Consider the following 23,699-nt stretch of genomic DNA (forward strand, 5'->3'; position numbering starts at 1 on the left):
GTTAGATCGGCACCTGCACCTGGGAGACGATGGAGCGCAGGATCGCGTCGACGGACACGCCCTCCAACTCGGCCTCCGGCCGCAGCTGCACCCGGTGCCGCCAGACCGGCAGCAGCATCGCCTGCACGTGGTCGGGGGTGATCGAGTCGTAGCCGCTCAGCCAGGCCCACGCCTTCGCGGAGGCGAGCAGCGCCGTCGTGCCGCGCGGGCTGACACCGAGCTTGACCGAGGGGCTGGTGCGGGTGGCGCGGGCGAGGTCCACGACGTAGGCGAGCACGTCGGCGCTGACGCCGACGGATGCCGCGGACGCCTGCGCCTCGGCCAGCCGCCCCGCGTCCAGCACCGGGCGCACCCCGGCGCCGGCCAGGTCGCGCGGGTCGAAGCCGGCCGCATGCCGGCGCAGCACCTCGATCTCGGTGTCGCGCTCCGGCAGGTCCAGCACGAGCTTGAGCAGGAAGCGGTCCAGCTGCGCCTCTGGCAGCGAGTAGGTGCCCTCATACTCGACGGGGTTCTGCGTGGCCGCCACGATGAACGGCTCCGGCAGCGGCCGGGAGACCCCGTCGACCGAGACCTGGCGCTCCTCCATGGCCTCCAGCAGCGCAGACTGCGTCTTCGGCGGGGTGCGGTTGATCTCGTCGGCGAGCAGGATGTTGGTGAACACGGGCCCGGCGCGGAACTCGAAGTCGCCGGCCTTGACGTCGTAGACGATCGAGCCGGTCACGTCGCCGGGCATCAGGTCGGGGGTGAACTGCACGCGCCGGGTCTGCAGGTCCAGCGCGGCGCTCAGGCTGCGCACGAGCAGCGTCTTGGCGACGCCGGGCACACCCTCCAGCAGCACATGGCCACGGGCGAGCAGGGCGATGATGAGACCGGTGACGGCGGCATCCTGGCCGACGACGGCCTTGCCCACCTCCGCGCGCACCTGGGCGAGCGACTGGCGGAGCTCTGCGGCGCGCGTGGGCGCGTTCAGGGTGTCGGCAGCGATGTCTGTCATGGTTCCATTCTCTCTGTCGGAGGGGTCGAACTCGGAGCGGGCGAACTCGGCGGTGTCGTGCCGCGGATGACGGCATTCTCGAGCCCGGCGAGCCGGTCCGAGAGCGCCAGCATTGCCGTGTCGTTCTGTGGCTGCTCGTCCACGAGCACGGAGCGCACGGCGTGGAGCGGCAGGCCCGTCGCGGCGGAGGCGGCCGCCACCACCTCGTCGAAGGAGGCGGTGCGGGCCAGGCCGAGCCGGCCGGCGATGCGCCCGATCGCGGCCAGGCGCAGCGCGTCGACGGCGCGGAGCCGGGCGGAGCTGCGGGCATAGAGCCGGGACCGGCCCTCCATCGTCTCGCTGGCGCGGACGGTGACGGGCAGGCGCTCCAGCACGAGCGGGCCGAAGCGCCGACCGTAGGCGACGGCGGCGGCGACGCCGGTGAGCACGAGCAAGGCCATCACCGGGGTGACCCAGCCGGGGCTGAGCTCGGCCATGCTCGGCGGGGCGCCGGCGGCGACGTCGGCGAGGGTGGGCAGGTACCAGACCAGGGTCGGCGCCTCGCCGAGCAGCCCGAGCGCGAGCGCCGCGTTGCCGGCGGCCGTGATCGACTCGTTGGCGAGGATCGCGGGGTCGGCGAGGAAGCTCAACCGGGCGTCCTGGTCGCCGCCCTGCACCAGCACGGAGGCCCCGGCGCCGTCGGTGAAGCAGCCGGCGTAGCCCGCGGCGTTGGCGGGAATCCGCAGCGTCTTCAGACCGGCCCCCGGCAGCGCGGCCACGCTGCCCGCCCGCTCGCCCGCCGCGCTCGCGCAGGAGGCGCCGGCCTCGATGGCCCGGTCGGCGGCGCTGACGCCGCCGAAGCCGATCTCGGGGGCGAGGCCCTGCAGCAGGGCGAAGCCCGGGTCGACGACGACGGTGTGGGCGGCGGCATCCTGCAGGCGGGCGATCTGCTCCGCGTCGAGGAGAGCGTTCTCGTCGTAGACGAGCAGTGTGGCGCCTCCCGCCGCGGCGGCCGTCGCCGCGAGGGCGGCGTCCAGGCTGTCGGCGGTGATGACGTCGACGCCCTGTGCCGCGAGCACCTCGGCCACCGCCTTCGCGCCGACGGGCGCCGGGTTGGCGCGGCCGAGGGCCGGACCGCCGGCGATGGCTGCGCCGTTCAGCAGCAGTGCGATCACGGCGACGACGAGGGCGCCGGCCGCGGCGGCCAGCCAGAACGCCGCCTTTCGGCCGCTGGCGCGCAGCGTCGGAGTGACGGCCGGGGCGAGGGCGGGGTCGAGTGCGGGGTCGAGTGCGGGAGCCGCGGCGGGGGCCGCAGTGGGGCGCCGGGCGCCGGTGTCGATCACGCGAGCACCGCCGGCTCCGGCAGGGCGGGCCTGGACGCCCGGAGGCGCTCGTCCAGGGCCTGCACGGCGCGGTAGTCGGCCTCGCTGCCCGGGTGGCCCAGATAACGGACCTCGTCGAAGGCGCGGGCGGCATCGGCCAGCGCGCGGCCCTCCTCCGGCAGGGCGCGGCCGGCCGCCGCGGCGAAGTCGGTGGCGGTGGTGCCCGGGCTCAGCGTGACGATGGTGCGATCGGCCAGGTCGGCGGCCAGGGCGCGGAACTGCTCGGCGATGGCGAGCGGCCAGTCCTGCCCGGCCGCGGCGGCGCGGGCGGCGGCGCGCATCTGCTCCGCGCTGCGGGTCTCGCGCTGCCCGAACAGCTCGCTCGCCGCGGAGCGCCGGTTCAGCCGCGGGACGCCCCAGACCAGCAGGGCGACGACGACGGCGGCCACGACGAGGATGACCGCCACCAGCGGCAGCCAGCCGCCGCCCGCGCCGTCCGCGCCGGCGAACAGGCTGCCCAACCAGTCGAAGAATGCCTGCGAGGCCCGGTCGAACCAGGTGGGCGCTGCGGCCCGGTACTCCGGCTTGGCCAGCTCCTCCAGCAGCAGCCGGTGTGCCTCGGGGGCGTCCGGGTCGACGGGGACGGACACGGCGATCGCCGACAGCGCGTGGGTTCCGATCATGCGGCGGTCTGCGCGGCGTGCGGAACCAGGTACGGGTCGGCGACGCCCTGCTCGCCGAGCTCGCGGGCCTCGACGAAGCGCAACAGCTCGAGGTCGAGCCCTTCCTTGCGCATGCGGAGGTCGATGTAGATCAGCGCCACCGCCGCCGACTGCGCGACGACGGCGATCGACGTGATGATGAGGGTGACGAGCATGAGCAGCAGGTAGGAGGCGGCGGCCGGGCCGATCGTGCCGAGCACGTCGTTGGGGTCGATGAAGGTGGCCGCGAAGCCGTAGAGCAGCGAGACCGGGGTCGTCACGATCTGGGAAGCCAGGTTGACGATGAAGCCGACGAGGAACTGCACGCCGAGCGTCTTCCAGAAGTAGCCGCGGGTCAGCGACCAGGAGCGGGCGACGGCGGTGCCGACGCCGAGCCGTTCGAGCATGATCAGGCAGGGGGTGAGGGAGGTCTTCACGGTCAGCCAGGCCAGCAGCGCCACCACGCCGAGCCCGAGCAGCACGCCGACAGCGATCGTCAGGCCGAGCAGCTGCACTCCCTGCACGGCCAGCAGCACCACGATGCCGACGGCGGCGGCGATGATGACGACGTACCCGGCGGCGAGCAGCAGCACCCAGCCGAGCAGCGGCCAGATCCGGCGCAGCGCGGTCTTCCACAGGGCGAACAGGGTGAGCTTCTCCCCGAGCGTCGCGCGGGCCACCTCCAGCACGATGACGCCCTGCAGCACGGCGGATGCCAGCACGGTCAGCAGCACGGGGATGAGCGCGGCGAGGAGGATCGCCGTCACGGCGCCGGCGGCGACGGCATCCGACTCCGCGGCGCTCGCCCGCTCCATCCGGTCGATGGCGATGAAGGTCACGGGTCCGAGCACGAGCAGCGAGACGAGCACCGAGAGGGCCTGCACGAGCAGCGCGCTGCCGAAGGTGGCCTTCGGGTTGCGGCGGAGCACCTGGAACGGGGCGCCGAGCAGCGTGCCGAAGCCGAGCGGGCGCAGCGGGATGAGCCCGGGCTTGGGCGGCGGGGTCCAGCCCGGCGCCTGGCCGTACGGCGCCTGCCCGTAGGACGGCTGGCCGTACGGCGCCTGGCCGTACGGCGCCTGGCCGTACGGCGCCTGGCCGTACGGCGCCTGGCCGTACGGGGGCTGCCCCGGCACTGCGCGGCCGGGCTGGCCCTGCTCCGAGGGCGACTGCCAGCTCTGCTCGTCGGTCATACCGCCCATGCTGCCACATCACGGCCCCTGGAGGCCCGGACTGCACTACTGTTGTCCCAAAGCATGCCGCTGCATGAATATGTGCACGGCCTCAGCGGGAATGGATGCATGAGCGCACGGATTTTGGTCGTCGATGACGACACCGCACTGGCGGAGATGATTGGCATCGTCTTGCGCAGCGAGGGCTTCGAGCCCAGCTTCTGCGCAGATGGCGCGCTCGCGCTGGACGCCTTCCGGCAGAACAAGCCCGACCTGGTGCTGCTCGACCTGATGCTGCCCGGCCGCGACGGCATCGAGGTGTGCACGCTGATCCGCGCCGAGTCCGGCACCCCCGTGATCATGCTCACCGCCAAGTCCGACACCACCGACGTGGTCAAGGGCCTGGAATCCGGTGCCGACGACTACATGGTCAAGCCGTTCAACCCCAAGGAGCTGGTGGCCCGCATCCGCACGCGCCTGCGGCCGAGCGCCGCGGCATCCGAGACGCTGCAGGTCGGCGACCTGGTGGTGGATGCCGCCGGGCACGAGGTGCGCCGCGGCGAGGAGCGCATCAACCTCACCCCGCTGGAATTCGACCTCCTGCTCGCGCTGGCCTCCAAGCCGCAGCAGGTGTTCACCCGCGAGATGCTGCTCGAGCAGGTCTGGGGCTACCACTACAAGGCAGACACCCGGCTGGTGAACGTGCATGTGCAGCGCCTGCGCGCCAAGGTCGAGCACGACCCGGACAACCCCCGCATCGTCATGACGGTGCGCGGGGTCGGCTACCGGGCCGGCGCCGCCAACTGACCCATGGTTGATTGGCGCTCCTGGCGCAGCTGGCCGCAGCGGGCGGTCAGGGCCTGGCGGGAGTCGCTGCAGTTCCGCACCGTGCTCATCTCGCTCGGGCTCTCCAGTGTGGCGATCCTGCTCACCGGGCTCTACCTCTCCGTGAGCGTCAGCAACAACCTGTTCCAGGCGCGGCTCGACCAAGTGCTCGGCGACTCCTCGCGCGCCGTCGCCACCGCCCAGCAACTCGTCGACGCCTCCGACGCCACCGACCGCGCCGCCATGCTCGGCGTGATGAACAGCGCCCGCAACGCCATGAGCGCGAGCTCCGCCAGCCGGCTGGTCGCCGGCTTCCGGGTGCCCGGCCAGGAGCCGAGCCCGATCGCCCCGCTGGACTTCGTGCCGTCGACGCTGCGCACCGGGGTGATCACCCCGGAGCTGCAGCAGCGCGTCCGCGACAACGCCGACGAGCAGTTCTGGCAGTCGGTCAGCCTGCAGACGCCGGAGGGGGCGACGGTGCCCGGTATCGTCGTCGGCTCGCAGCTGGTGCTGCCCACCGCCGGCCGCTACGAGATCTACATCGCGTACAGCCTGGCCGACGCCGAGCAGACGCTCGGCTTCGTGCAGCAGACGGCCGCCGTCGCCGCGATCGCCCTGCTGCTCCTGATCGGCGCGGTGACCTGGGTCGTCGTGCGCCTCGTGGTGACACCGATCCGGGTCGCGGCGGAGACCAGTGAGCGCCTGGCAGCCGGCGAGCTCGAGGTGCGCATCCCGGAGAAGGGCGAGGATGTCATCGCGACACTGGCCCGCTCCTTCAACGGCATGGCCGACAGCCTGCAGGCGCAGATCAAGAAGCTCGCCGACCTCAGCGAGGTGCAGCAGCGATTCGTCTCCGACGTCTCGCACGAGCTGCGCACTCCGCTGACCACCATCCGACTGGCCGGGGACGTGCTCTACGACCAGCGCGAGAGCTTCCCGCCGGCCACCGAGCGCACCGCGGAGCTGCTGCACACCCAGGTGCAGCGCTTCGAGCTGCTGCTGGCCGACCTGCTCGAGATCAGCCGCTACGACGCCGGCTCCGTCGCCCTCGACCTGGAGCCGACCAGCCTCGTGCACATCGTCGAGGAGACGATCGAGTCGATGGGCGAGCTGGCCGCACAGAACGGCACCGAGCTGCGCCTGGTCGCCCCCGGCGGGCACCTGCCGGCCCAGCTCGACCCGCGCCGCATTCGCCGCATCGTGAGCAACCTGCTCGGCAACGCCATCGAGCACAGCGAGGGCAAGCCGATCGTGCTGTTCGTGGACAGCACGGCCAGCGCGGTCGCCCTCACCGTGCGCGACTACGGCGTCGGCATGAAGGAGGGCGAGGCCGCCCGCGTCTTCGACCGCTTCTGGCGTGCGGACCCCTCGCGCAAGCGCACCATCGGCGGCACCGGCCTCGGCCTGCCCATCTCGCTCGAGGACGCGATGCTGCACGGCGGAACGATCGACGTCTGGTCGGCCCCCGGCGCCGGCTCGGCGTTCCGGCTGACGCTCCCGCGCGTGCACGGGCGCCCGATGGGGGAGTCCCCGCTGCCGCTGCCGCCGGAAGACGCGGGCCGCAACCGGCCGGAACAGGGAGGATCCTCGTGAGGAACAGATCCAGGCTCGCCGCCGTCGCCGCACTGCTCGCCCTTGCCCTGGCCGGCTGCGCCGGCATCCCGAGCTCCGGCGGCGTGCACGCCGGGCGGGGCGTGGAGAATGAGGTCAGCCCCGAGTTCGACTTCCTCGCCCGCAGCCCGCAGCCCGGCGCCACCCAGGAGGAGATCCTGCTCGGCTTCGTGGAGGCCGCGGCCAGCCCGCACGACCGCTACGCGGTGGCCAAGGAATACCTCACCCCCGAGTTCTCCGCCGAGTGGGACCCGGACTCCAGCGCCCTCATCGACAGCGGCACCCTGCGCAGCACGCAGCCGCAGGGCGCGGATTCCATAGCCCTCACCGTGTCGGCGCTCGCCGACGTGAGCGCGACCGGGGACTTCGTGCAGCGCGAGGAGCCCACCACACAGGTGCTCGGCTACGAGTTCAGCCGGGTCGGCGAGCAGTGGCGCATCAGCAGCGCGCCGCAGGGGATCCTCGTCGACCAGCCCACCTTCGCGCTCGTCTTCGGCAGCTACCCGCTCTATTTCTTCGACCCGACGTTCAGCTACCTGGTGCCCGACCTGCGCTGGTTCCCCCGCCGCACGTCGACACCGACGGTCATCGTCAAGGCACTGCTCAGCGGCCCGAGCGACTGGCTGGCCGACGCCGTGCAGTCCGCGTTCCCGGAGGGCACCGCGCTGGCGTCGGACTCCGTGCGCATCGTCGCGCGCGACGCCATCGTCGACCTCTCGCCCGGCGTGCTGCAGACCGAGGCGGTGCAGTTGAGCCGGATGCGGTTGCAGCTGCGCGAGAGCCTGCGCAACGTCTCGGCGATCTCCGGGGTGGCCATCACCGTCGATCAGATCGAGCAGCAGATCCCCGAGGTGCCGGGCACCGTGATCACCGACCCGCACGTCGACCCGCGGGCGCTCATCCTGCGCGACGGCCAGATCGGCTACCTGGCCACCACCGGCGACACCATCACGCCGCTGGAGCAGTCGGCCCAGATCACGGCGCTGAACCCCACGGCCGTGAACCTCGGCGTCCGGCAGCAATCCGGCGACACGGCGGCCGTGCTGAGCGCAGACGGCGTGCACGTCGCGCGCGCAGGCAGCGATGCGCGACTGTTGGACGACCGGGCGGGACTGATCGCCCCCGCCGTCGACGTGTTCGGCTACGTCTGGTCGGTGCCGGCCGATGCGCCGGGGGAGCTGCTGGCGTTCGCGCCGGACGGCTCGGAGCACGTCGTCGGCACGAGCTGGCCCGACGCCACCCAGATCACCTCCATCGCACTCTCCCGCGACGGCACCCGCCTGCTCGCCCTCTACCGGGCGGGTGACGCGACCCGGCTGGTGGCGGCCGCCGTGCAGCGCCGCGACGGCGAGGGGCGCAACGCCCCGCTCAAACTGGGCATCCCGCTCGAGCTCGCCATCCCGGCAGAGACCCCGCTCGGCACGGCCTGGGTGAACGAGCTGACGGTGGCGACGCTGACCCGCGGGGAGGGCGAGGAGACGCTGATCACGACACAACAGCTGGGCGGGCCGAGCTCCGAGATCGAGGGCTCACCCGGCGCCACCACCCTGAGCGGCGGCAACGCGACTCGGGAGCTGCGGCTGCTCACCGCCGACGGGGTGCTGCTGCAGCGCCGCGGGCTGACCTGGCAGCCGCGCCTGGACGGCGTGGCGGTGCTGGGGGTCTCGCTCGGGCGCTAGGCCCGTTCCGCGCGGCCTGTTGTGCACAGCGCCCGCGCGCGGCGGGTCCGTGCACAGGCCGGGCCGGCTCCGCGCGGGCGCCGCCGCAGTGGGCCAGCATGGCGCCATGGCCTCGCTGCTGCCGCCCCTGCCGCCCACACTGAGCTCGGCCCTGAACGCGGCGCTGAACTCATCGCTGAACTCGGCACTGCGCACCGCGCTCGCCGAGGCTGTCGCCGTCTTCGCCCCGAGCGAGTGCGTCGGCTGCGGCCGCCCGGAGCGGGGGCTCTGCCCCGGCTGTGCCGCCGCCTTCGCGGCATCCGTCCCGCACCCCGCGGAGCGGCTCGGCCAGCGGGTGTGGTGCGGCCTCGACTACGCCGGCCCCGCCCGGCGGGCGCTACTCGCTTTCAAGGACGCCGGGCGCACCGAGGCCGCCCGGCCGCTGGCCGTCCCGCTCGCCGCGGCCATCGCGGCCGCCGTGGCCGAGGCGCCGGCCGGTGCCCCGATCGAGCTGGTCTGCGTGCCATCGGATGCCGCGGCGCTGCGCCGACGCGGCTACCACCCGGTCGGCAGCCTGCTCGCCGCGGCCGGGCTGCGCGGTGCCCCGCTGCTCGCCCACGCCGCCTCGCACCGCGACCAGGTCGGCCTCGGCCGCGGCGCCCGCCGCGACAACCTGGACGGGGCGCTGCGGCTGCGCCGGGGCACGGCCTCCCTGGCCGGGCGCCGCCTGCTCCTGGTGGACGACATCCTCACCACGGGGGCCACCGCGGCCGAGGCCGTGCGCGCCCTGCGGGCCGCGGGCGGCACCGTCTGCGGCGTCGCGGTGCTGGCCGACACCCGCCTGCGCAACCCTCCGGCCGAGACTCGTGGCACCTTCGGATGAAATGGCGATGACTTTCCCTGGGGCAGCGACTACGGTGGGCCTAAAGGCGAGAAAGGTCCGCCCAGTAGACGCCGGGCGGCACGCCTGTCTGGGAGGTCGTCATGGAAATTAACATCGTCGGACGCAACCTGGGAATCACCGATCGTTTTCGGGACTACGCAACAGAGAAGGCCGAGAAGGTCGCAAATCTGGCCGAGAAGGCACAGGTACTCGAGATCAAGGTAAGCCGCCAGAGCCAGGCCAACGGCTCCGTGCGCAGTGACCGGGTGGAGCTCACGCTGATCGGCAAGGGACCACTGGTCCGCGCCGAGGCCGAGGGCTCAGACAAGTACGCCGCGTTCGATGTCGCACTCGGCCGATTGTTGGAGCGGGTCCGCCGCGCCAAGGATCGGCGCAAGGTGCATCGTGGCAACCACCGGCCGATCTCGCTGCGCGAGGCCAGCACGGGAGGTTTCGAGGCCGTGCACATCGAGCCGGCCGACGCCGAGGTGCTGGAGCAGGTGCGAACGGGCTCTGTTCCCGTTGTGGGCGAGGCAGGCGGCGAGGGGGACGAGCAGGACTACACGCCCGTCGTCATCCGGCGCAAGCTCTTCGCCTCCATCCCCATGTCGATCGACGACGCCCTCTACAACATGGAACTGGTCGGGCACGACTTCTACCTGTTCCACGACATCGAGACCGACCGCCCGAGCGTCGTCTACCGGCGCAAGGGCTGGGACTACGGCGTGATCGGGCTCGGAGACGCCGAGTTGGAGGCCGTCTCCGCCTGAGTGCCGTCGCAGGTCGCCCGGGCCCCACACCAGTCGCTGGTGCGGGGCCCGGTGCCGTCCGGGCGGCGCATTCACACCGTTCTGCCCGATACGATTGCTATCGTTGCCGAGTGGAGTCGGCCGCGCGCTGACGCGCCCGCTGTCCGACAACGTGGCGGCACGACCCGAGCCCTCAGACAACTGGAGACAATCCGTGGCCTCAATTCTGGAAAAAGTCCTTCGCGTCGGTGAGGGGCGCACTCTCAAGCGCCTCGAGAACTACGCCAAGGCGATCAACGCGCTTGAAGACGACTTCACGCACCTGAGCGACGAGGAGCTCAAGCACGAGACCGTCGAGCTGCGCGAGCGCTACTCGAACGGCGAGTCCCTGGACGACCTGCTGCCGGAGGCGTTCGCCGCCGTGCGCGAGGCCAGCCGCCGCACCCTCGGCCTGCGCCACTTCGACGTGCAGCTCATGGGCGGCGCTGCCCTGCACCTCGGCAACATCGCCGAGATGAAGACCGGTGAGGGCAAGACTCTGGTCGCGACGACCGCCGCCTACCTCAACGCCATCACCAGCCGCGGCGTGCACATCATCACCGTCAACGACTTCCTGGCCAGCTACCAGTCCGAGCTGATGGGCCGCGTGTTCCGCGCCCTCGGCATGACGACCGGCTGCATCGTCGCCGGCCAGACGCCCGAGGTGCGCCGTGAGCAGTACGCCTCCGACATCACCTACGGCACGAACAACGAGTTCGGCTTCGACTACCTGCGCGACAACATGGCCTGGCAGGCCAGCGACATGGTGCAGCGCGGCCACTACTTCGCCATCGTCGACGAGGTGGACTCGATCCTCATCGACGAGGCCCGCACCCCGCTGATCATCTCCGGCCCGGCATCCGGCGAGGCGAACCGCTGGTTCACCGAATTCGCCCAGCTGGCCAAGCGCCTCGTCCCCGGCACCGACTTCGAGGTGGACGAGAAGAAGCGCACCGTCGGCGTGCTGGAGCCCGGCATCGAGAAGGTCGAGGACTACCTCGGCATCGACAACCTGTACGAGTCGGCCAACACCCCGCTGATCTCCTTCCTGAACAACGCGATCAAGGCCAACGCCCTGTTCAAGCGCGACAAGGACTACGTCGTGATGAACGGCGAGGTGCTCATCGTCGACGAGCACACCGGCCGCATCCTGATGGGCCGCCGCTACAACGAGGGCATCCACCAGGCCATCGAGGCCAAGGAGGGCGTCGCGGTCAAGGCCGAGAACCAGACCCTGGCCACCGTCACGCTGCAGAACTACTTCCGCCTCTACTCCAAGCTCTCCGGCATGACCGGCACCGCCGAGACCGAGGCCGCCGAGTTCATGTCGACCTACAAGCTCGGCGTCGTCTCGATCCCGACCAACAAGCCGATGCAGCGCATCGACCAGCCCGACCTCGTCTACAAGAACGAGGAGGCCAAGTTCGGCCAGGTGGTCGAGGACATCGTGGTACGCCACAAGGCCGGCCAGCCGGTGCTGGTGGGCACGACATCCGTCGAGAAGAGCGAGTACCTCTCGCGCCTGCTCGCCAAGAAGGGTGTCCGCCACGAGGTGCTCAACGCCAAGAACCACGCCCGCGAGGCAGCCATCGTCGCCCAGGCCGGGCGCCTCGGCTCCGTCACTGTCGCCACCAACATGGCCGGCCGTGGAACCGACGTGATGCTCGGCGGCAACGCCGAGTTCCTCGCCGTCGCCGAGCTGAACGCGCAGGGCCTCAGCCCCGTCGAGACGCCAGAGGAGTACGAGCTGGCCTGGGACGAGGTCTTCGAGAAGGTCAAGGCCACCGTCGAGGAGGAGGCCAGCAAGGTCGTCGCGGCCGGCGGCCTCTACGTGCTCGGCACGGAGCGGCACGAGTCGCGCCGCATCGACAACCAGCTGCGCGGTCGTTCCGGCCGTCAGGGCGACCCGGGCGAGAGCCGCTTCTACCTCTCGCTGACCGATGACCTGATGCGCCTGTTCAACGCCGGCGCCGCCGAGGCCCTGATGGGGCGCACCGGCGTGCCGGACGACATGGCCATCGAGTCGAAGGTCGTCAGCCGCGCCATCCGCAGCGCGCAGTCGCAGGTGGAGGCGCGCAACGCCGAGATCCGCAAGAACGTGCTCAAGTACGACGACGTGCTGAACCGCCAGCGCGAGGCCATCTACAGCGACCGCCGCCACATCCTCGAGGGCGACGACCTGCACGAGCGCACGCAGGCGTTCCTGGAGAGCGTGATCGACGACGTGCTCGAGCAGCACACCAGCGAGGGCTCCGGCGACGACTGGGACTTCGACGCCCTGTGGACCGAGCTGAAGACCCTCTACCCGGTGGGGCTCACCATCGACGAGGTCGTCGCGGAGGCGGGCAACAAGGGGCGAATCAACCCCGAGTTCATGCGCCGCGAGATCCTCTCCGACGCCAAGCTGGCCTACAAGAAGCGCGAGGAGTCGCTCGGCGCCCCCGCCATGCGCGAGCTCGAGCGCCGCGTCGTGCTCTCGGTGATCGACCGCCGCTGGCGCGAGCACCTCTACGAGATGGACTACCTCAAGGACGGCATCGGACTGCGCGCCATGGCGCAGCGCGACCCGCTGGTCGAGTACCAGCGCGAGGGCTACGCCATGTTCCAGCAGATGATGGGCCAGATCCGCGAGGAGACCGTCGGCTTCCTGTTCAACCTCGAGGTCGAGGTGACGCAGGGCCAGGGCGAGGTCGCAGGGCCGCGCGTCGCGGCCAAGGGGCTCTCCCGCTCCGAGGCGCCGGTCGAGAAGCTCAGCTACACGGCTCCGAGCGACTCCGGCGGAGTCGAGGTGCGCAACCAGCGCGGCCAGATCCAGCAGGCGGCGACCGACCGCGCCCGCCGTCAGGTGGCCGCGAGCCAGACCGAGCCGGATGCCGCAGAGGCCGCCGCCGAGGCGCCGGCCGGCCGCGGTGCCTTCGGTCAGAGCACCGGCGGTGCCGCCCCGTCCAACCGTGCCGAGCGTCGCGCCCAGGGCAAGAAGTAACACACGAGACACCCGGAATGCCCCCGCACTCATCCAGTGCGGGGGCATTCCGTCTTTGGATGGATGTGCTTGCGGCTGGCCCGCTGGGAGACTGAGTGGACCCCCGCCACCCAGAAAGCTGCTGCCTGATGAGAAGACTGTTCTACGCCGCGTTCGCCTCGATGCTGCTCGGCGTCGCGTCCGGGTTGTTCTACCGCGAGTTCACGAAGGGCAACGACTTCACCGGAGACACCCAGCTCGCCCTCGTACACACCCACCTGCTCGCGCTCGGCATGACCGTCTTCCTCATCCTGCTGGCGTTGGAGAAGCTCTTCGCCGTCGCGGAGAGCCCGCTGTTCGGCTGGTTCTTCTGGGTCTACTCCGCCGGCATCCTCGTCACGACCGGCGCGATGACCGCCCAGGGCATCCTCGCCGTGCTCGGCCGGGAGCACAGCGCGGCCATCGCCGGCATCGCGGGCCTCGGCCACATCGCGCTGCTGGTCGGCCTGGTGCTCTACTTCGTCGCGCTGCGCCCGAAGGTGCTGGCCGCGCGCCCGGCCGTCGCCGCGACGGGGTCTGCCACCGCGGAGCCTGCCACGACGGAAGCTGTCGCTACAGGACGCTGATCGCGCTGGCCCGCCAGCGCTGATCCAGGCCCTCGAGCCGGATCGCCACGGCCCGGCTGCGAGCCCGGCTGTGCACGATGACGACGGCCTCCACCGCCCCGTCGCGCGGCTCGCTGACGATCACGCGGGCGATGTGATGGCTCTGCCGTTGCACCGGGATCTTCTTCACGGCGCGCGCCCTGGCCGCGATGGTCACCCGGGTCGTCAGCGAGGCGTACACCTCGTCGGTGACCCAGCGGGCGATCTGCTCCAGGTCGCGCTCGCCGGAAAGGATCTCCAGCACGCTCCTCGTCAGGTTGACCAGGAGCGGCTCCGGGTCCGGCAGTGCCGCGCGCCCCGTCCGCTGTCTGGCGAAGGCGTCATCGGCTGGAGCCTCGGCTTGGGCCGGTCGGTGCAGTTCACTGGGCATGATGCCTCCGCGGGTGACCCCCGTTCAGGGGGTGTGCTCCTGACATGAAAGCACCCGCGCTTCCCTCCTGTCCAGAGTCAGATCGCGCTGTGGATAACTTTCGACCGTCCGGGCCGGAACAAGCTAGCGTGTGCGCATGCGCTGGGAGAGCCTGTTCGACGACATGGAGAGCCAACTCGAGCAGGAGCTGACGGCAGAGGACGAGCAGCTGCGCGCCGAGGAGGAGCGGCTGCGGCTCGGCCGGCTGACGATGCGCTCCCGCCTGGCGGCGCTGAGCGGCGATGGCCCGGATGCCGGCGGCGGGCTGCTGCGGCTCGAACTGCGCTCCGGCGCCCTCGTCACGGTGCGCGCGCTCACCTTCGGGCGGGATTGGCTCGCCGGTGAGCTGGGCCGGGCCGGCGGGCACGGCACGCAGTGCGTGATCCCGCTCGCGGCCGTCAGCGGCGTGCTGCTCGACCCCGACGGCATTCAACGGAGCCTGGCCGAGCAGCCCGCCGCACCGGCCCGCCTGGCGGAGCGGATCGGCCTGGCCTTCGTGCTGCGCGACCTCTGCCGGCGGCGCGCCCGCGTCGAGCTCGACTGCGGGCCGCGGCCGTCCGGCGCGCCCTGGCTGCTGCACGGCACCATCGACAGGGTCGGCAGGGACCACTGCGACCTGGCGCTGCACGAGCCCGGCACTCCGCGGCGGGAATCACTCGTGACCGGCTACCGGCTCATCCCCTTCGAGCAGATCATGATGCTGCGGGTGGCCGGCTGAGCGATTGGCCGGGCGGTTGGTCGGGCGGTCGGCCGGGTGGTCGGCCGGGCGGCCGGTCGGCTCAGTCCTCGTCGGTGGCATCGGCGGCGGGCGGCGTGCCCGGGCCGCGCACGATGGTGCCGCCGGAGAGTTCGGGGATGTTCGCGAACTCGGCCTGGTTCCAGAGCCCCATCCGCCGGGTCTCCTCGTACTTGCCCTCGATGTAGGCCTCCAGCACCGTGCGCTCCACCCGCCACCTGCTCGCCCCGCCGCTCGTGTCTGCCGCCCGGCCGACCCGGATCGCCGGCAGCTCGCCGGAGCGGACGAGCGCCAGCGCCTCGTCGACGCTGATCTTCAGGATCTCGGCGGTGTCGCCCAGGGTCACGAAGCGACCGAGGGCGTCGTCGGGGGCGGCAGCGGGCATGCTTCGATTATGGCCGCGCGCGCGGTGCGCGGAACGGGCAGATCCAAGCTGTGGATAACTTTTTCGGGCGACCCGGATTTTTGCGATCATGGGAGCCGCATCGCGGTCGGCAGCGCTCGCGAGCGTCACGGACGGAGGGCGCGCTCATGGGGCAGGTCGAGGGTGAGGCCGTGCGGGGGTCCAAGCGGCCGTTCTGGGTCGACCCGCGTTTCGCGGTCGGCATCGTGCTCGTCGCCGGCTCGATCGTCGGCGTCTCCGCCATCGTGGCCGGCGTCGACGACACCGCCGAGGTCTACGCGGCCCGCGGCATGCTCCCGGCCGGCACGACGATCACCGCCGCGCAGCTGGAGGCGGCCCCGGTGCGCCTGGGCGCGGTCGCGGAGCGCTATCTCGCGGTCGGCGAGCTGCCGGAGGAGGGCCTCGTGCTCACCCGTGCCGTGGCCGCCGGGGAGCTGATCCCGGCCTCCGCCCTCAGCCGGCAGTCGGAGGCCGGTCAGACAGGGGTCGTGGTCGCGCTCTCCGGCGACATCGCCGCCGCGGTCGCGCCCGGAGCGCCCGTCGACCTCTGGGCGGCGGAACAGCTCGAGCACGGCCGCTTCGGGCCGCCGGCCGTCATCCTCTCCGCCGCCGAGGTGGTGCGCGTGATCGACGGCGGGGGCATCCTGGGCGGGCAGGGGCGCTCGGTCGAGCTGCGATTGCCGACCGCCAAGGTCGCCGCCGTGCTGCAGGCGATCGCCAACGGGGACGCGCTCTCGCTGGTGCCGGCCAGCATGGCGCAGGCGGGGGAGTAGCGGTGGCCACCCTCGCCCTGGCCCTCGACGCCCGCACGGAGGACAGGCTGCTGGCCGACATCCTCGAGCACGGGCACCGGATTGCGGCCCGGCTCGGCACCGCACGCGAGGTGGTCGCCGCCCTGGACGCCCCCGCGACCGGCAGCATCGACGTCGTGCTCGTCTCGGCCACCGCGCAGACCCTCGGGGCCGAGCTGCTCGCCGCCTGTGACCGCCGCGGCATCCGGCTGATCGCGCTCGCCTCCGATGCCGCCGAGCGCGCCCACGCGGCGCGGATCGGCCTGCACGAGGTGCTCGCGGCGGACGCCCCCTGGGCGGAGATCGAGGCGCAGCTCGGCGCGGGCGACCCCAGCCTGCCGGAGCCGCGGCCGGCACAGCCCGCTGTGAGACGGGGCGGCACCGTCATCGTCGTCTGGGGCCCGGCCGGGGCGCCGGGGCGCACCACCGTGGCCGTCAACATCGCGGCCGAGATCGCCGCCCTCGGCCGCTCCGTCGTGCTGGCGGATGCCGACAGCTATGGCGGCAGCGTGGCGCCCGTGCTCGGCCTGCTGGACGAGTCGCCCGGGTTCGCCGCCGCCTGCCGGCTGGGCGGCGGCGGGGGCTTGAACCGGGCCGAGCTGGAGCGGGTCGCGGAGCGCTACCCCGCGCCGCCCGGCGCCCTCTGGGTGCTGACGGGCATCGGGCGGGCGGAGCGCTGGCCGGAGCTCGGCGCCGAGAAGGTCGCGGCGACGATCGAGGCCTGCCGGGACTGGCTGGAGTACACGGTGGTCGACATCGGCTTCTGCCTGGAACGCGACGAGGAGATCGCCAGCGACCTGTTCGCGCCGCGGCGGAACGCGGCCGCCGTCGCCGCGCTGGCGGCGGCCGACCACGTCGTGGCCGTCGGGCTGGCCGACCCCGTCGGCATGTCCCGGTTCCTCCGCGGCTTCGCCGCGCTGCCGGAGTACGCGCCGATGGCCAGCCTCAGCGTCGTCATCAACAGGGTGCGGGCCAGCGCCATCGGCCTGGACCCGCACGGCCAGGTGCGCCAGACGCTGCGGCGCTTCGGCGGCATCGAACAGGCGACGCTGCTGCCGCACGAGCTGAACGCGCTGGACACGGCGGTGTTGGAGGGGCGGACGCTGCGCGATGCCGCACCGCGCTCTGCGGTGCTGGCCGGCATCCGCCGCCTCGTCACGGAGGAGTTGGTGCCGGGAGCCGGCCAGCCACAGCGCCGCCGGATGCGCCGGCGGCGCTGTGGCACCGCCCGGTAAAGGTACGCTGGATCCGTGTCGACGCTTAGTGATCTCGTACTTGCCCAGGGCCGCAGCAGTCAGCTGGATGTTGACTGGCTGCACATGCTCGTCGCCGACGGCCAGCTCATCGCCGACCTCGCCTTCGCCGACATCGTCATCTGGGTGCCGACGGAGGCGGGCAGCTTCGTCGCCGTCGCGCACGCCCGGCCCTCGAGCGCCGCGACCCTGTTCTACCGCGACTTCGTCGGCCAGGAGATCAAGGCCGAGTGGCGCAAGCAGGTGACGGAGGCCTTCGAGACCGCCCGGATCGTCGACAACACCGCGCCGGACTGGTACGAGGAGACGCCCACCCGCGTCAAGGCCGTCCCCGTGATGCGCCGGCTCTCGGCATCCGGCTCGGCCGTCGCCGAGGCGCCCGTCGCCGTGCTGACCCGGCACACCAACCTGAGCGAGGCGCGCACGCCGAGCCGCCAGGAGCTCACCTTCAACGACTGCGCCAGCGAGCTGTTCGCGATGATCGCCTCCGGCGACTTCCCCGACCTCGGCGCCCCGACCGGGCCGCGCCGCGGCGCCCCGCGCGCCTCCGACGGCCTGATCCGCCTCGACGTGGACGGTGTGACGACCTTCGCCAGCCCGAACGCGCTCTCCGCGTTCAACCGGATGGGCTTCGCCGACGAGCTCGAGGGGGAGTCGCTGGCCGAGGTCACCACCAAGCTGCTTCCGGGCAAGCTCGTCGTGGACGAGTCGTTGCCGCTCGTCGTCACCGGGCGGGCGCCGTGGCGCACCGACATCGAGGCGCGCGGCGTCACGGTCGGCCTCCGGGCCATCCCCATCCGCAACCGCGGCGAGCGGGTCGGGGCCATCGTGCTCTGCCGCGACGTGACCGAGCTGCGCCACCAGGAGCGCGAGCTGATCACGAAGGACGCGACGATCCGCGAGATTCACCACCGGGTGAAGAACAACCTGCAGACCGTGGCCTCGCTGCTGCGCATCCAGGCCCGCCGCGGCCGCTCGGAGGAGGCCAGGGAGGCGCTGACGCAGGCCATGCGCCGCGTCGCGGCCATCGCCGTCGTGCACGACACCCTGTCGGAGGGGCTCAGCCAGAACGTCGACTTCGACGCCGTGTTCGACCGGGTGCTGCTGCTCGTGGCCGAGGTGGCCTCCGCGCACAACACGACCGTGCACCCCAAGTCCAGCGGCACCTTCGGCGTGCTGCCGAGCGAGTACGCCACCCCGCTGGCGCTGGCGCTGACCGAGCTCGTCACCAACGCGGTCGAGCACGGCCTGGCCGGCCGCGAGGGCGAGGTGGAGATCATCGCCGAACGGGATGACGAGACGCTCACCGTGCGCGTGCGCGACACCGGCTCCGGCCTGCCGGAGGGCAAGGTCGGATCGGGCCTCGGCACCCAGATCGTGCGCACCCTGATCCAGGGCGAGCTCGGCGGCACGATCGACTGGCACACCGTGCTCGGCAGCGGCACCGAGGTGACGATCGAGATCCCGCTGCGCTGGCTGGACAAGCGCCAGCACTAGGGCGGAGCGGTCCGAGGTGCACGGCTTCACGCACCAGCATCGGTGACGGCTCCCGAGATTTCCCGGGTGAGGGCTGCCGCCTTTCGCGACGCCTCGCGTCACGCAGAAGCGCCGCACGGGATCCGTGCGGCGCTTCTGCTGTTTCAGTGTCTCGGGCTAGGAGGCGCGGCGCGCGCGGGCGGCGCGGCGCTTGAGCGCGCGGCGCTCGTCCTCGCTGAGGCCGCCCCAGACGCCGGAGTCCTGCCCGGTTTCCAGTGCGTACTGCAGGCAGATCTCGGTGACGTTGCAGCGGCCGCAGACGGCCTTCGCCTTCTCGATCTGGTCGACGGCCGGCCCCGTGTTCCCGACGGGGAAGAAGAGCTCGGGGTCGGCGGTCAGGCAGGCAGCTTTATCGCGCCAATCCATGGGGGTGCTCCTTTATTGCGGGGGATGTTCTGCGGAGCCATCCGGCTCACGTGCGAGTAACAGTCAGGTTGCAGGAAGTAGAATCTGAAATGATCAGCTCACGTCCCTGTGAGCGTCAACTTGACCTCAAATATGCTCCCATAGTGAGCGGGTCAAATCAATAGTTTTGTATGGGATTCCTCTGTGAGTAACGAGCTGTATACCCCCGATGGTGGGGGCGAATACCCCCCGTTCCGGCGTCGCCCCTCCCGCGGAATGGTGCTACTGCGCACCCTGCTGTTCGCCGAGGCGGCACTCCTCGCCGTCGCCGCGCTCTGGCTGGTCTTCGAACTGCTCACAGAGCAGCCGGCGTCGCTGGTCAGCGCGCTCGTCATCCTGGCGCTCACGGTCGTCGCCTTCGCCTTCGTGCTCGCCATCGCGATCGGCGCGCTGCGTCGCCAGTCCTGGATCCGCGGCGCGGGCATCGGCTGGCAGCTCATGCAGATCGCCGTCGCCGCCGGCTGCTTCCAGGGCATCTACGCGAACCCGGCCGCCGGGTGGGCGCTGCTGGCGCCCTCACTCGTGGTGATCGTGCTGCTGCTGGCCCCCGGCATCCGGAACCAGCTGGGCGCCTCAGGCGGCGATGCCGAGGCGCTTGCGTAGCATCGCCACGTGGCCGGTGGCCTTGGTGTTGTAGAAGGTGTGCGTGATGCGGCCCTCCTCGTCGATGACGAAGGTGGAGCGCAGCGTGCCCGTGATGATGCGACCGTAGCTGTTCTTCTCGCCCCAGGCGCCGTAGGCCTTGTGCACGGCCAGGTCCGTGTCGCTGAGCAGCGGGAAGGTCAGCGCGTCCCGCTCGGCGAAGGCGGCGAGCTTGGCGACGTCGTCCTTGGAGATGCCGAGCACCGCATAGCCGGCGGATGCCAGCGTGCCGAGGTTGTCGCGGAAGTCGCAGCTCTGGGTTGTGCACCCCGGTGTCATCGCTGCCGGGTAGAAGTAGAGCACGACCTTCTGGCCGCGGTAGGAGGAGAGCGAGACGGCGGTGCCGCTCTGGTCCTGCAGGGTGAAGTCGGGGGCGGTCTGGCCGGGCTCGAGGCGCACAGATTCGGTCATGCTTCCACCGTAGCCGCTGTGGCTGCGCGCCCCGTGCGCGCCCGGGCCCCCGGCCGGGGCACGCCGGCGGCTAGCGCTCGGTGCTGACCGCGCGGTTGGAGGGCGCGAAGGTGCCGAGCAGACGCTGCAGCGAGTCCAGCCTGGCCGCCCCGGTGTCGCCGAGCGTGCCCGCCTCGACGGCCTCGACGATGGCGCAGTCCGGCGCGTCCGGCAGGTGGGTGCAGCCGCGCGGGCACTCCTCGGCAATCGCAGCCAGGTCGGTGAAGGCCTTGAGGATGTTCTCGGTGTTGATGTGGCCGAGGCCGAAGGAGCGCACGCCCGGCGTGTCGATCACCCAGCCGCGGCCGGCATCCGTCTGCAGGCGCAGCGACACGGTCGAGGAGGAGGTGTGCCGACCGCGGCCGGTAACGGTGTTGACCACGCCGACGGCCCGCTGCGCATCCGGCACGAGGGCGTTGACGAGGGTCGACTTGCCCACGCCGGAGTGCCCGACGAAGACGGTGTCGTGGCCGACGAGGGCGGCAGAGATGGATTCCAGCGGCATCTCGTCGGTGCGGCTGGTGAACACCTGGAAGTCGAGGCCGGCGAAGTTGGCGAGGAACTCGGACGGGTCGGCGAGGTCGGTCTTGGTGACGCAGAGGATCGGCGTGATGCCCGCGTCGTAGGCGGCGACCAGATAGCGGTCGACCAGGCGGATGCGCGGCTCCGGGTTCGCGGCGGCGACCACGATCAGCATCTGGTCGGCGTTGGCGACGATGACGCGCTCGACGGCGTCGGTGTCGTCGGCGCTGCGGCGGAGCAGGGTGACACGCGGCTGGATCCGCACGATCCGGCTCAGGCTGCCCTCAGCGCCGGAGGTGTCGCCGACGATGTCGACGCGGTCGCCGGTGACGACGGCCTTCTTGCGCAGCTCGCTGGCGCGCGCGGACGTGACCTGGCGCTCCTCTGCGGTGTTCTCGTCGAGCAGCACCGTGTAGCGGCCGCGGTCTACGCCGAGCACCCGGCCGGTCAGCGCGTCGCTGTGCTCCGGCCTGGTCTTGGTGCGCGGCCGGTTGCCCTTGCGGTTCGGCCGCACCCGCACGGCCGTTTCGTCGAGCTCCTGCTCATCGTCGTCATCGTCGGCTCCCGCCCACCAGCTCATGCGCCGTGGCCGCCCAGCATGCCGTGCCAGAGCGCCGTGAACTGCGGCAGCGTCTTGGCCGTGGTACCGACATCCTCGATGTCCACGCCGGGAACGGCGAGCCCGATGATGGCGCCCGTCGTGGCCATGCGGTGGTCCTCGTAGCTCAGCCAGGTGCCGCCGTGCAGCTCGGCCGGCTCGATGTGCAGGCCGTCCTCCAGCTCGGTGACCCGGCCGCCGAGCTTGTTGATCTCGGTGACGAGCGCGGCCAGCCGGTCGGTCTCGTGGTGGCGGATGTGGCCGATGCCGGTGATCGTGCTCGGCTCGGAGGCGAGCGCGGCGAGCGCGACCAGGTTGGGCACGAGCTCCCCGCCCTCCGGCAGGTCGAGGGTGACGCCGCGGATGCTCTCGCCGCCGGTCACGGTGAGGCGGTGGCCGTCGCGGCTGACCGTCGCGCCGAACAGGGGCAGGAGGTCGGCCAGTCTGGCGCCGATCTGGGTGGTCTCGCTCGGCCAGCCGGTGATGGTGACCGTGCCGCCGGTGACGAGCGCGGCGGCCAGGAACGGGGCGGCGTTGGAGAGGTCGGGCTCGATGTCGACCTCCGCGGCGGCGATCGGCCCGGGTGCGACGACCCACTGGCCGGTGGCGGGGTTCTCGACGGTGACGCCGCGGGCGGCGAGGGTCGCGATCGTCATCTCGATGTGGGGCAGGCTCGGCAGGCGCTCGCCGTCGTGCGTGAGGGAGAGGCCCTCGTCGAAGCGGGAGGCGGCCAGAAGCAGGCCGGAGACGAACTGGCTGGAGAGGGAGGCGTCGATGGTGACTTCGCCGCCCTCGATGCGGCCCGTGCCGTGCACGGTGAACGGGAGCACGGGGCGGCCGTCGTCGTTGATGTCGACGCCGAGGGCGCGCAGAGAGCTGATCGTGGTCGCCATTGGGCGGCGGCGGGCGGCCTCATCGCCGTCGAAGGTGGTGGGGCCGAGCGCGAGGCCGGCCAGCGGCGGCAAGAAGCGCATGACGGTGCCGGCGAGCCCGCAATCGATCGTGGTGCTGCCGGAGAGCTCCTCCGCCGGGGTGATCAGCAGGTCGTCGCCGTACTCGCCGTGGCCGGGGACGGCCTCGATCACGGTGCCGAGCTCGCGGAGCGCCTCGACCATCAGCGCGCTGTCGCGGGAGTGCAGCGGGGAGCGCAGCAGCGACGGCCCGTCGGCCAGGGCCGAGAGCACGAGCTCCCGGTTGGTGAGCGATTTCGACCCCGGAAGCGAGAGAACGGCGCTCACCGGGGCGGTCGCGGTTGGCGCCGGCCACAGCGTTTCTTCGGGCTCAGGGCTGTTTTCGCCGTAGGGGTCGAAGTCGGGCTTGGAATATCTCGAGATCAGCATTGGTTATCAGGATAGTCGGTACGGGTGCGCGGCACCCGAAGATGACACTGGAGCGTGAGGAGAACAATGCCAGAGGCCGCACTGCTGGAACGCCCGACCCGGGCGTTCACGGCATCCGACGCCCTAAGCTTGCCGGTGATGAGCAACGAATCACCAGAAGCGGAAACGCCTCACGCAGACCAGCCGGATTTGAGTGCGCTGTTCGAGGAGCAAGCGCTCCCCTTCATCGACCAGCTCTACGGTGCTGCGCTGCGGATGACGAAGAACCCCTCCGATGCGCAAGACCTCGTGCAGGAGACCTTCGTCAAGGCCTTCGCCGCGTTCAAGCAGTTTGAGCAGGGCACGAACCTCAAGGCGTGGCTCTACCGGATCCTCACCAACACGTTCATCAACACGTACCGCAAGAAGCAGCGCGAGCCGTACCAGGGCACCATCGACGAGCTCGAGGACTGGCAGCTCGGCGGCGCGGAGTCGCGCACCGCCAGCTCGACCCGCTCGGCGGAGGCTGAGGCGATCGACCACCTGCCCGACAGCACAGTCAAGGACGCGCTGCAGTCGCTGCCGGAGGACTTCCGGCTGGCCGTCTACTTCGCCGATGTCGAGGGCTTCTCCTACCAGGAGATCGCCGACATGATGAAGACCCCCATCGGCACCGTGATGAGCCGCCTGCACCGCGGCCGCCGGATGCTGAGAGAAATGCTGGCCGGATACGCCCAAGAGCAGGGCATCGGCCTCAACCCGGACACCGGTGCGCGCGCACCTAGGAGCAAAAAATGAGCGATTGCGGATGTGAGAAAGCCAAGGCAGAACTCGAGGAGTATCTGCACAACGAACTGTGCAGCTCGGACGCGGCGGACATCCGCGAGCACCTCGCGAACTGCGCGGAGTGCACGACGGAGCACCTGATCGGCGTGGTGCTGACCGAGACGGTCCAGCGCGCCTGCAAGGAGACCGCGCCGGAAGACCTGCGCGACATGGTGCTCTCGCGCCTGCGCCTCTCCCAGCAGCACGCCTGAGCGGCGACGGCAGCGAGGGCGCACCCGGCAGCGTCAAACTT

24 protein-coding genes are annotated in these 23,699 nt (G+C 71.6%); 14 read left to right on the forward strand and 10 right to left on the reverse strand.

What is annotated here, in order from left to right; all coding sequences use genetic code 11:
- Position 1 precedes the first annotated feature (1 nt).
- From BLT62_RS06035 to BLT62_RS06050, 4 genes are read right to left on the reverse strand one after another with little or no spacing between them, the layout of a single operon-like run.
- Positions 2 to 994 (reverse strand): AAA family ATPase, encoded by a 993-nt coding sequence (locus BLT62_RS06035; RefSeq protein WP_083363248.1) that lies wholly within the window; start codon positions 992 to 994, stop codon positions 2 to 4.
- Positions 991 to 2,316, reverse strand: coding sequence for a DUF4350 domain-containing protein (locus tag BLT62_RS06040; protein ID WP_083363249.1), 1,326 nt, complete (start codon positions 2,314 to 2,316; stop codon positions 991 to 993). Before BLT62_RS06040 ends, BLT62_RS06035 begins: the two co-directional genes overlap by 4 nt.
- A complete protein-coding gene (locus tag BLT62_RS06045; RefSeq protein WP_083363250.1) occupies positions 2,313 to 2,978 on the reverse strand; it encodes a DUF4129 domain-containing protein in 666 nt (221 codons plus the stop codon). The genes BLT62_RS06040 and BLT62_RS06045 overlap by 4 nt, the downstream gene beginning before the upstream one ends.
- Positions 2,975 to 4,186: a hypothetical protein gene (locus tag BLT62_RS06050; protein ID WP_083363251.1), complete on the reverse strand. Its 1,212-nt coding sequence runs from the start codon at positions 4,184 to 4,186 to the stop codon at positions 2,975 to 2,977. Before BLT62_RS06050 ends, BLT62_RS06045 begins: the two co-directional genes overlap by 4 nt.
- A 108-nt stretch (positions 4,187 to 4,294) precedes the next feature.
- On the opposite strand from BLT62_RS06050, the gene mtrA reads away from it, so the two are divergent.
- The 7 genes from mtrA (at position 4,295) to BLT62_RS06085 (ending at position 13,518) form a co-directional block, all read left to right on the forward strand.
- A complete protein-coding gene (mtrA, locus tag BLT62_RS06055; RefSeq protein WP_083363252.1) occupies positions 4,295 to 4,972 on the forward strand; it encodes an MtrAB system response regulator MtrA in 678 nt (225 codons plus the stop codon).
- A 3-nt stretch (positions 4,973 to 4,975) separates the two neighbouring features.
- Complete coding sequence (gene mtrB, locus BLT62_RS06060; RefSeq protein WP_083363253.1) at positions 4,976 to 6,583, forward strand: MtrAB system histidine kinase MtrB; 1,608 nt, start codon at positions 4,976 to 4,978, stop codon at positions 6,581 to 6,583.
- Complete coding sequence (locus BLT62_RS06065) at positions 6,580 to 8,280, forward strand: LpqB family beta-propeller domain-containing protein (RefSeq protein WP_083363254.1); 1,701 nt, start codon at positions 6,580 to 6,582, stop codon at positions 8,278 to 8,280. The genes mtrB and BLT62_RS06065 overlap by 4 nt, the downstream gene beginning before the upstream one ends.
- A 106-nt stretch (positions 8,281 to 8,386) precedes the next feature.
- Positions 8,387 to 9,142, forward strand: a complete 756-nt coding sequence (locus BLT62_RS06070; RefSeq protein ID WP_083363255.1) for a ComF family protein — start codon at positions 8,387 to 8,389, stop codon at positions 9,140 to 9,142.
- 101 nt (positions 9,143 to 9,243) lie between these two features.
- Positions 9,244 to 9,912, forward strand: coding sequence for a ribosome hibernation-promoting factor, HPF/YfiA family (gene hpf, locus BLT62_RS06075; RefSeq protein ID WP_083363256.1), 669 nt, complete (start codon positions 9,244 to 9,246; stop codon positions 9,910 to 9,912).
- A 193-nt stretch (positions 9,913 to 10,105) separates the two neighbouring features.
- On the forward strand, positions 10,106 to 12,913 hold the full coding sequence (gene secA, locus BLT62_RS06080) for a preprotein translocase subunit SecA (protein WP_083363257.1): 2,808 nt from the start codon (positions 10,106 to 10,108) through the stop codon (positions 12,911 to 12,913).
- Between the two features lie 128 nt (positions 12,914 to 13,041).
- The gene (locus tag BLT62_RS06085) at positions 13,042 to 13,518 is read left to right on the forward strand and encodes a DUF2871 domain-containing protein (protein ID WP_083363258.1); all 477 of its coding nucleotides are present in this window, start codon (positions 13,042 to 13,044) and stop codon (positions 13,516 to 13,518) included.
- Here BLT62_RS06085 and BLT62_RS06090 read toward each other — a convergent pair.
- On the reverse strand, positions 13,505 to 13,927 hold the full coding sequence (locus BLT62_RS06090) for an Rv3235 family protein (protein WP_083363259.1): 423 nt from the start codon (positions 13,925 to 13,927) through the stop codon (positions 13,505 to 13,507). The genes BLT62_RS06085 and BLT62_RS06090 overlap by 14 nt on opposite strands.
- A 136-nt stretch (positions 13,928 to 14,063) precedes the next feature.
- On the opposite strand from BLT62_RS06090, the gene BLT62_RS06095 reads away from it, so the two are divergent.
- Complete coding sequence (locus BLT62_RS06095; RefSeq protein ID WP_083365335.1) at positions 14,064 to 14,684, forward strand: hypothetical protein; 621 nt, start codon at positions 14,064 to 14,066, stop codon at positions 14,682 to 14,684.
- Between the two features lie 61 nt (positions 14,685 to 14,745).
- Here the strand turns inward: BLT62_RS06095 and BLT62_RS06100 are convergent, their stop codons facing one another.
- Complete coding sequence (locus BLT62_RS06100) at positions 14,746 to 15,087, reverse strand: helix-turn-helix domain-containing protein (protein WP_083363260.1); 342 nt, start codon at positions 15,085 to 15,087, stop codon at positions 14,746 to 14,748.
- A gap of 146 nt (positions 15,088 to 15,233) precedes the next feature.
- On the opposite strand from BLT62_RS06100, the gene BLT62_RS06105 reads away from it, so the two are divergent.
- The 3 genes from BLT62_RS06105 to BLT62_RS06115 are packed head-to-tail and all read left to right on the forward strand — an operon-like array spanning position 15,234 to position 18,646.
- Positions 15,234 to 15,878: an SAF domain-containing protein gene (locus BLT62_RS06105; protein WP_083363261.1), complete on the forward strand. Its 645-nt coding sequence runs from the start codon at positions 15,234 to 15,236 to the stop codon at positions 15,876 to 15,878.
- A 2-nt stretch (positions 15,879 to 15,880) separates the two neighbouring features.
- A complete protein-coding gene (locus tag BLT62_RS06110) occupies positions 15,881 to 17,131 on the forward strand; it encodes an AAA family ATPase (protein ID WP_083363262.1) in 1,251 nt (416 codons plus the stop codon).
- 15 nt (positions 17,132 to 17,146) lie between these two features.
- Positions 17,147 to 18,646 carry a sensor histidine kinase gene (locus BLT62_RS06115; protein ID WP_083363263.1) on the forward strand — a complete coding sequence of 500 codons (1,500 nt, stop codon included), beginning with the start codon at positions 17,147 to 17,149 and terminating at the stop codon, positions 18,644 to 18,646.
- A gap of 156 nt (positions 18,647 to 18,802) precedes the next feature.
- On the opposite strand, the gene BLT62_RS06120 is transcribed toward BLT62_RS06115, so the two are convergent.
- A complete protein-coding gene (locus tag BLT62_RS06120; RefSeq protein WP_067226211.1) occupies positions 18,803 to 19,051 on the reverse strand; it encodes a WhiB family transcriptional regulator in 249 nt (82 codons plus the stop codon).
- A 255-nt stretch (positions 19,052 to 19,306) separates the two neighbouring features.
- Here BLT62_RS06120 and BLT62_RS06125 point away from each other — a divergent pair, with 255 nt between their 5' ends.
- Entirely contained in the window at positions 19,307 to 19,693 is a 387-nt protein-coding gene (locus BLT62_RS06125) for a hypothetical protein (protein ID WP_083363264.1), read from the forward strand.
- Here the strand turns inward: BLT62_RS06125 and bcp are convergent.
- The 3 genes from bcp to aroA all read right to left on the reverse strand — a co-directional run bounded on the left by bcp (position 19,664) and on the right by aroA (position 22,642).
- Positions 19,664 to 20,143, reverse strand: coding sequence for a thioredoxin-dependent thiol peroxidase (bcp, locus tag BLT62_RS06130; protein ID WP_083363265.1), 480 nt, complete (start codon positions 20,141 to 20,143; stop codon positions 19,664 to 19,666). The genes BLT62_RS06125 and bcp overlap by 30 nt on opposite strands.
- 70 nt (positions 20,144 to 20,213) lie before the next feature.
- Positions 20,214 to 21,284 carry a ribosome small subunit-dependent GTPase A gene (gene rsgA, locus BLT62_RS06135; RefSeq protein WP_083363266.1) on the reverse strand — a complete coding sequence of 357 codons (1,071 nt, stop codon included), beginning with the start codon at positions 21,282 to 21,284 and terminating at the stop codon, positions 20,214 to 20,216.
- Positions 21,281 to 22,642 (reverse strand): 3-phosphoshikimate 1-carboxyvinyltransferase, encoded by a 1,362-nt coding sequence (gene aroA, locus BLT62_RS06140; RefSeq protein ID WP_083363267.1) that lies wholly within the window; start codon positions 22,640 to 22,642, stop codon positions 21,281 to 21,283. Before aroA ends, rsgA begins: the two co-directional genes overlap by 4 nt.
- A gap of 138 nt (positions 22,643 to 22,780) precedes the next feature.
- Here aroA and BLT62_RS06145 point away from each other — a divergent pair, with 138 nt between their 5' ends.
- Both BLT62_RS06145 and BLT62_RS06150 read left to right on the forward strand, forming a co-directional pair.
- Positions 22,781 to 23,419: a sigma-70 family RNA polymerase sigma factor gene (locus tag BLT62_RS06145; RefSeq protein ID WP_104474176.1), complete on the forward strand. Its 639-nt coding sequence runs from the start codon at positions 22,781 to 22,783 to the stop codon at positions 23,417 to 23,419.
- A complete protein-coding gene (locus tag BLT62_RS06150) occupies positions 23,416 to 23,658 on the forward strand; it encodes a zf-HC2 domain-containing protein (RefSeq protein ID WP_083363269.1) in 243 nt (80 codons plus the stop codon). The genes BLT62_RS06145 and BLT62_RS06150 overlap by 4 nt, the downstream gene beginning before the upstream one ends.
- Positions 23,659 to 23,699 lie beyond the last annotated feature (41 nt).

This window comes from Microterricola viridarii (assembly GCF_900104895.1).
Lineage (GTDB): Bacteria > Actinomycetota > Actinomycetes > Actinomycetales > Microbacteriaceae > Microterricola > Microterricola viridarii.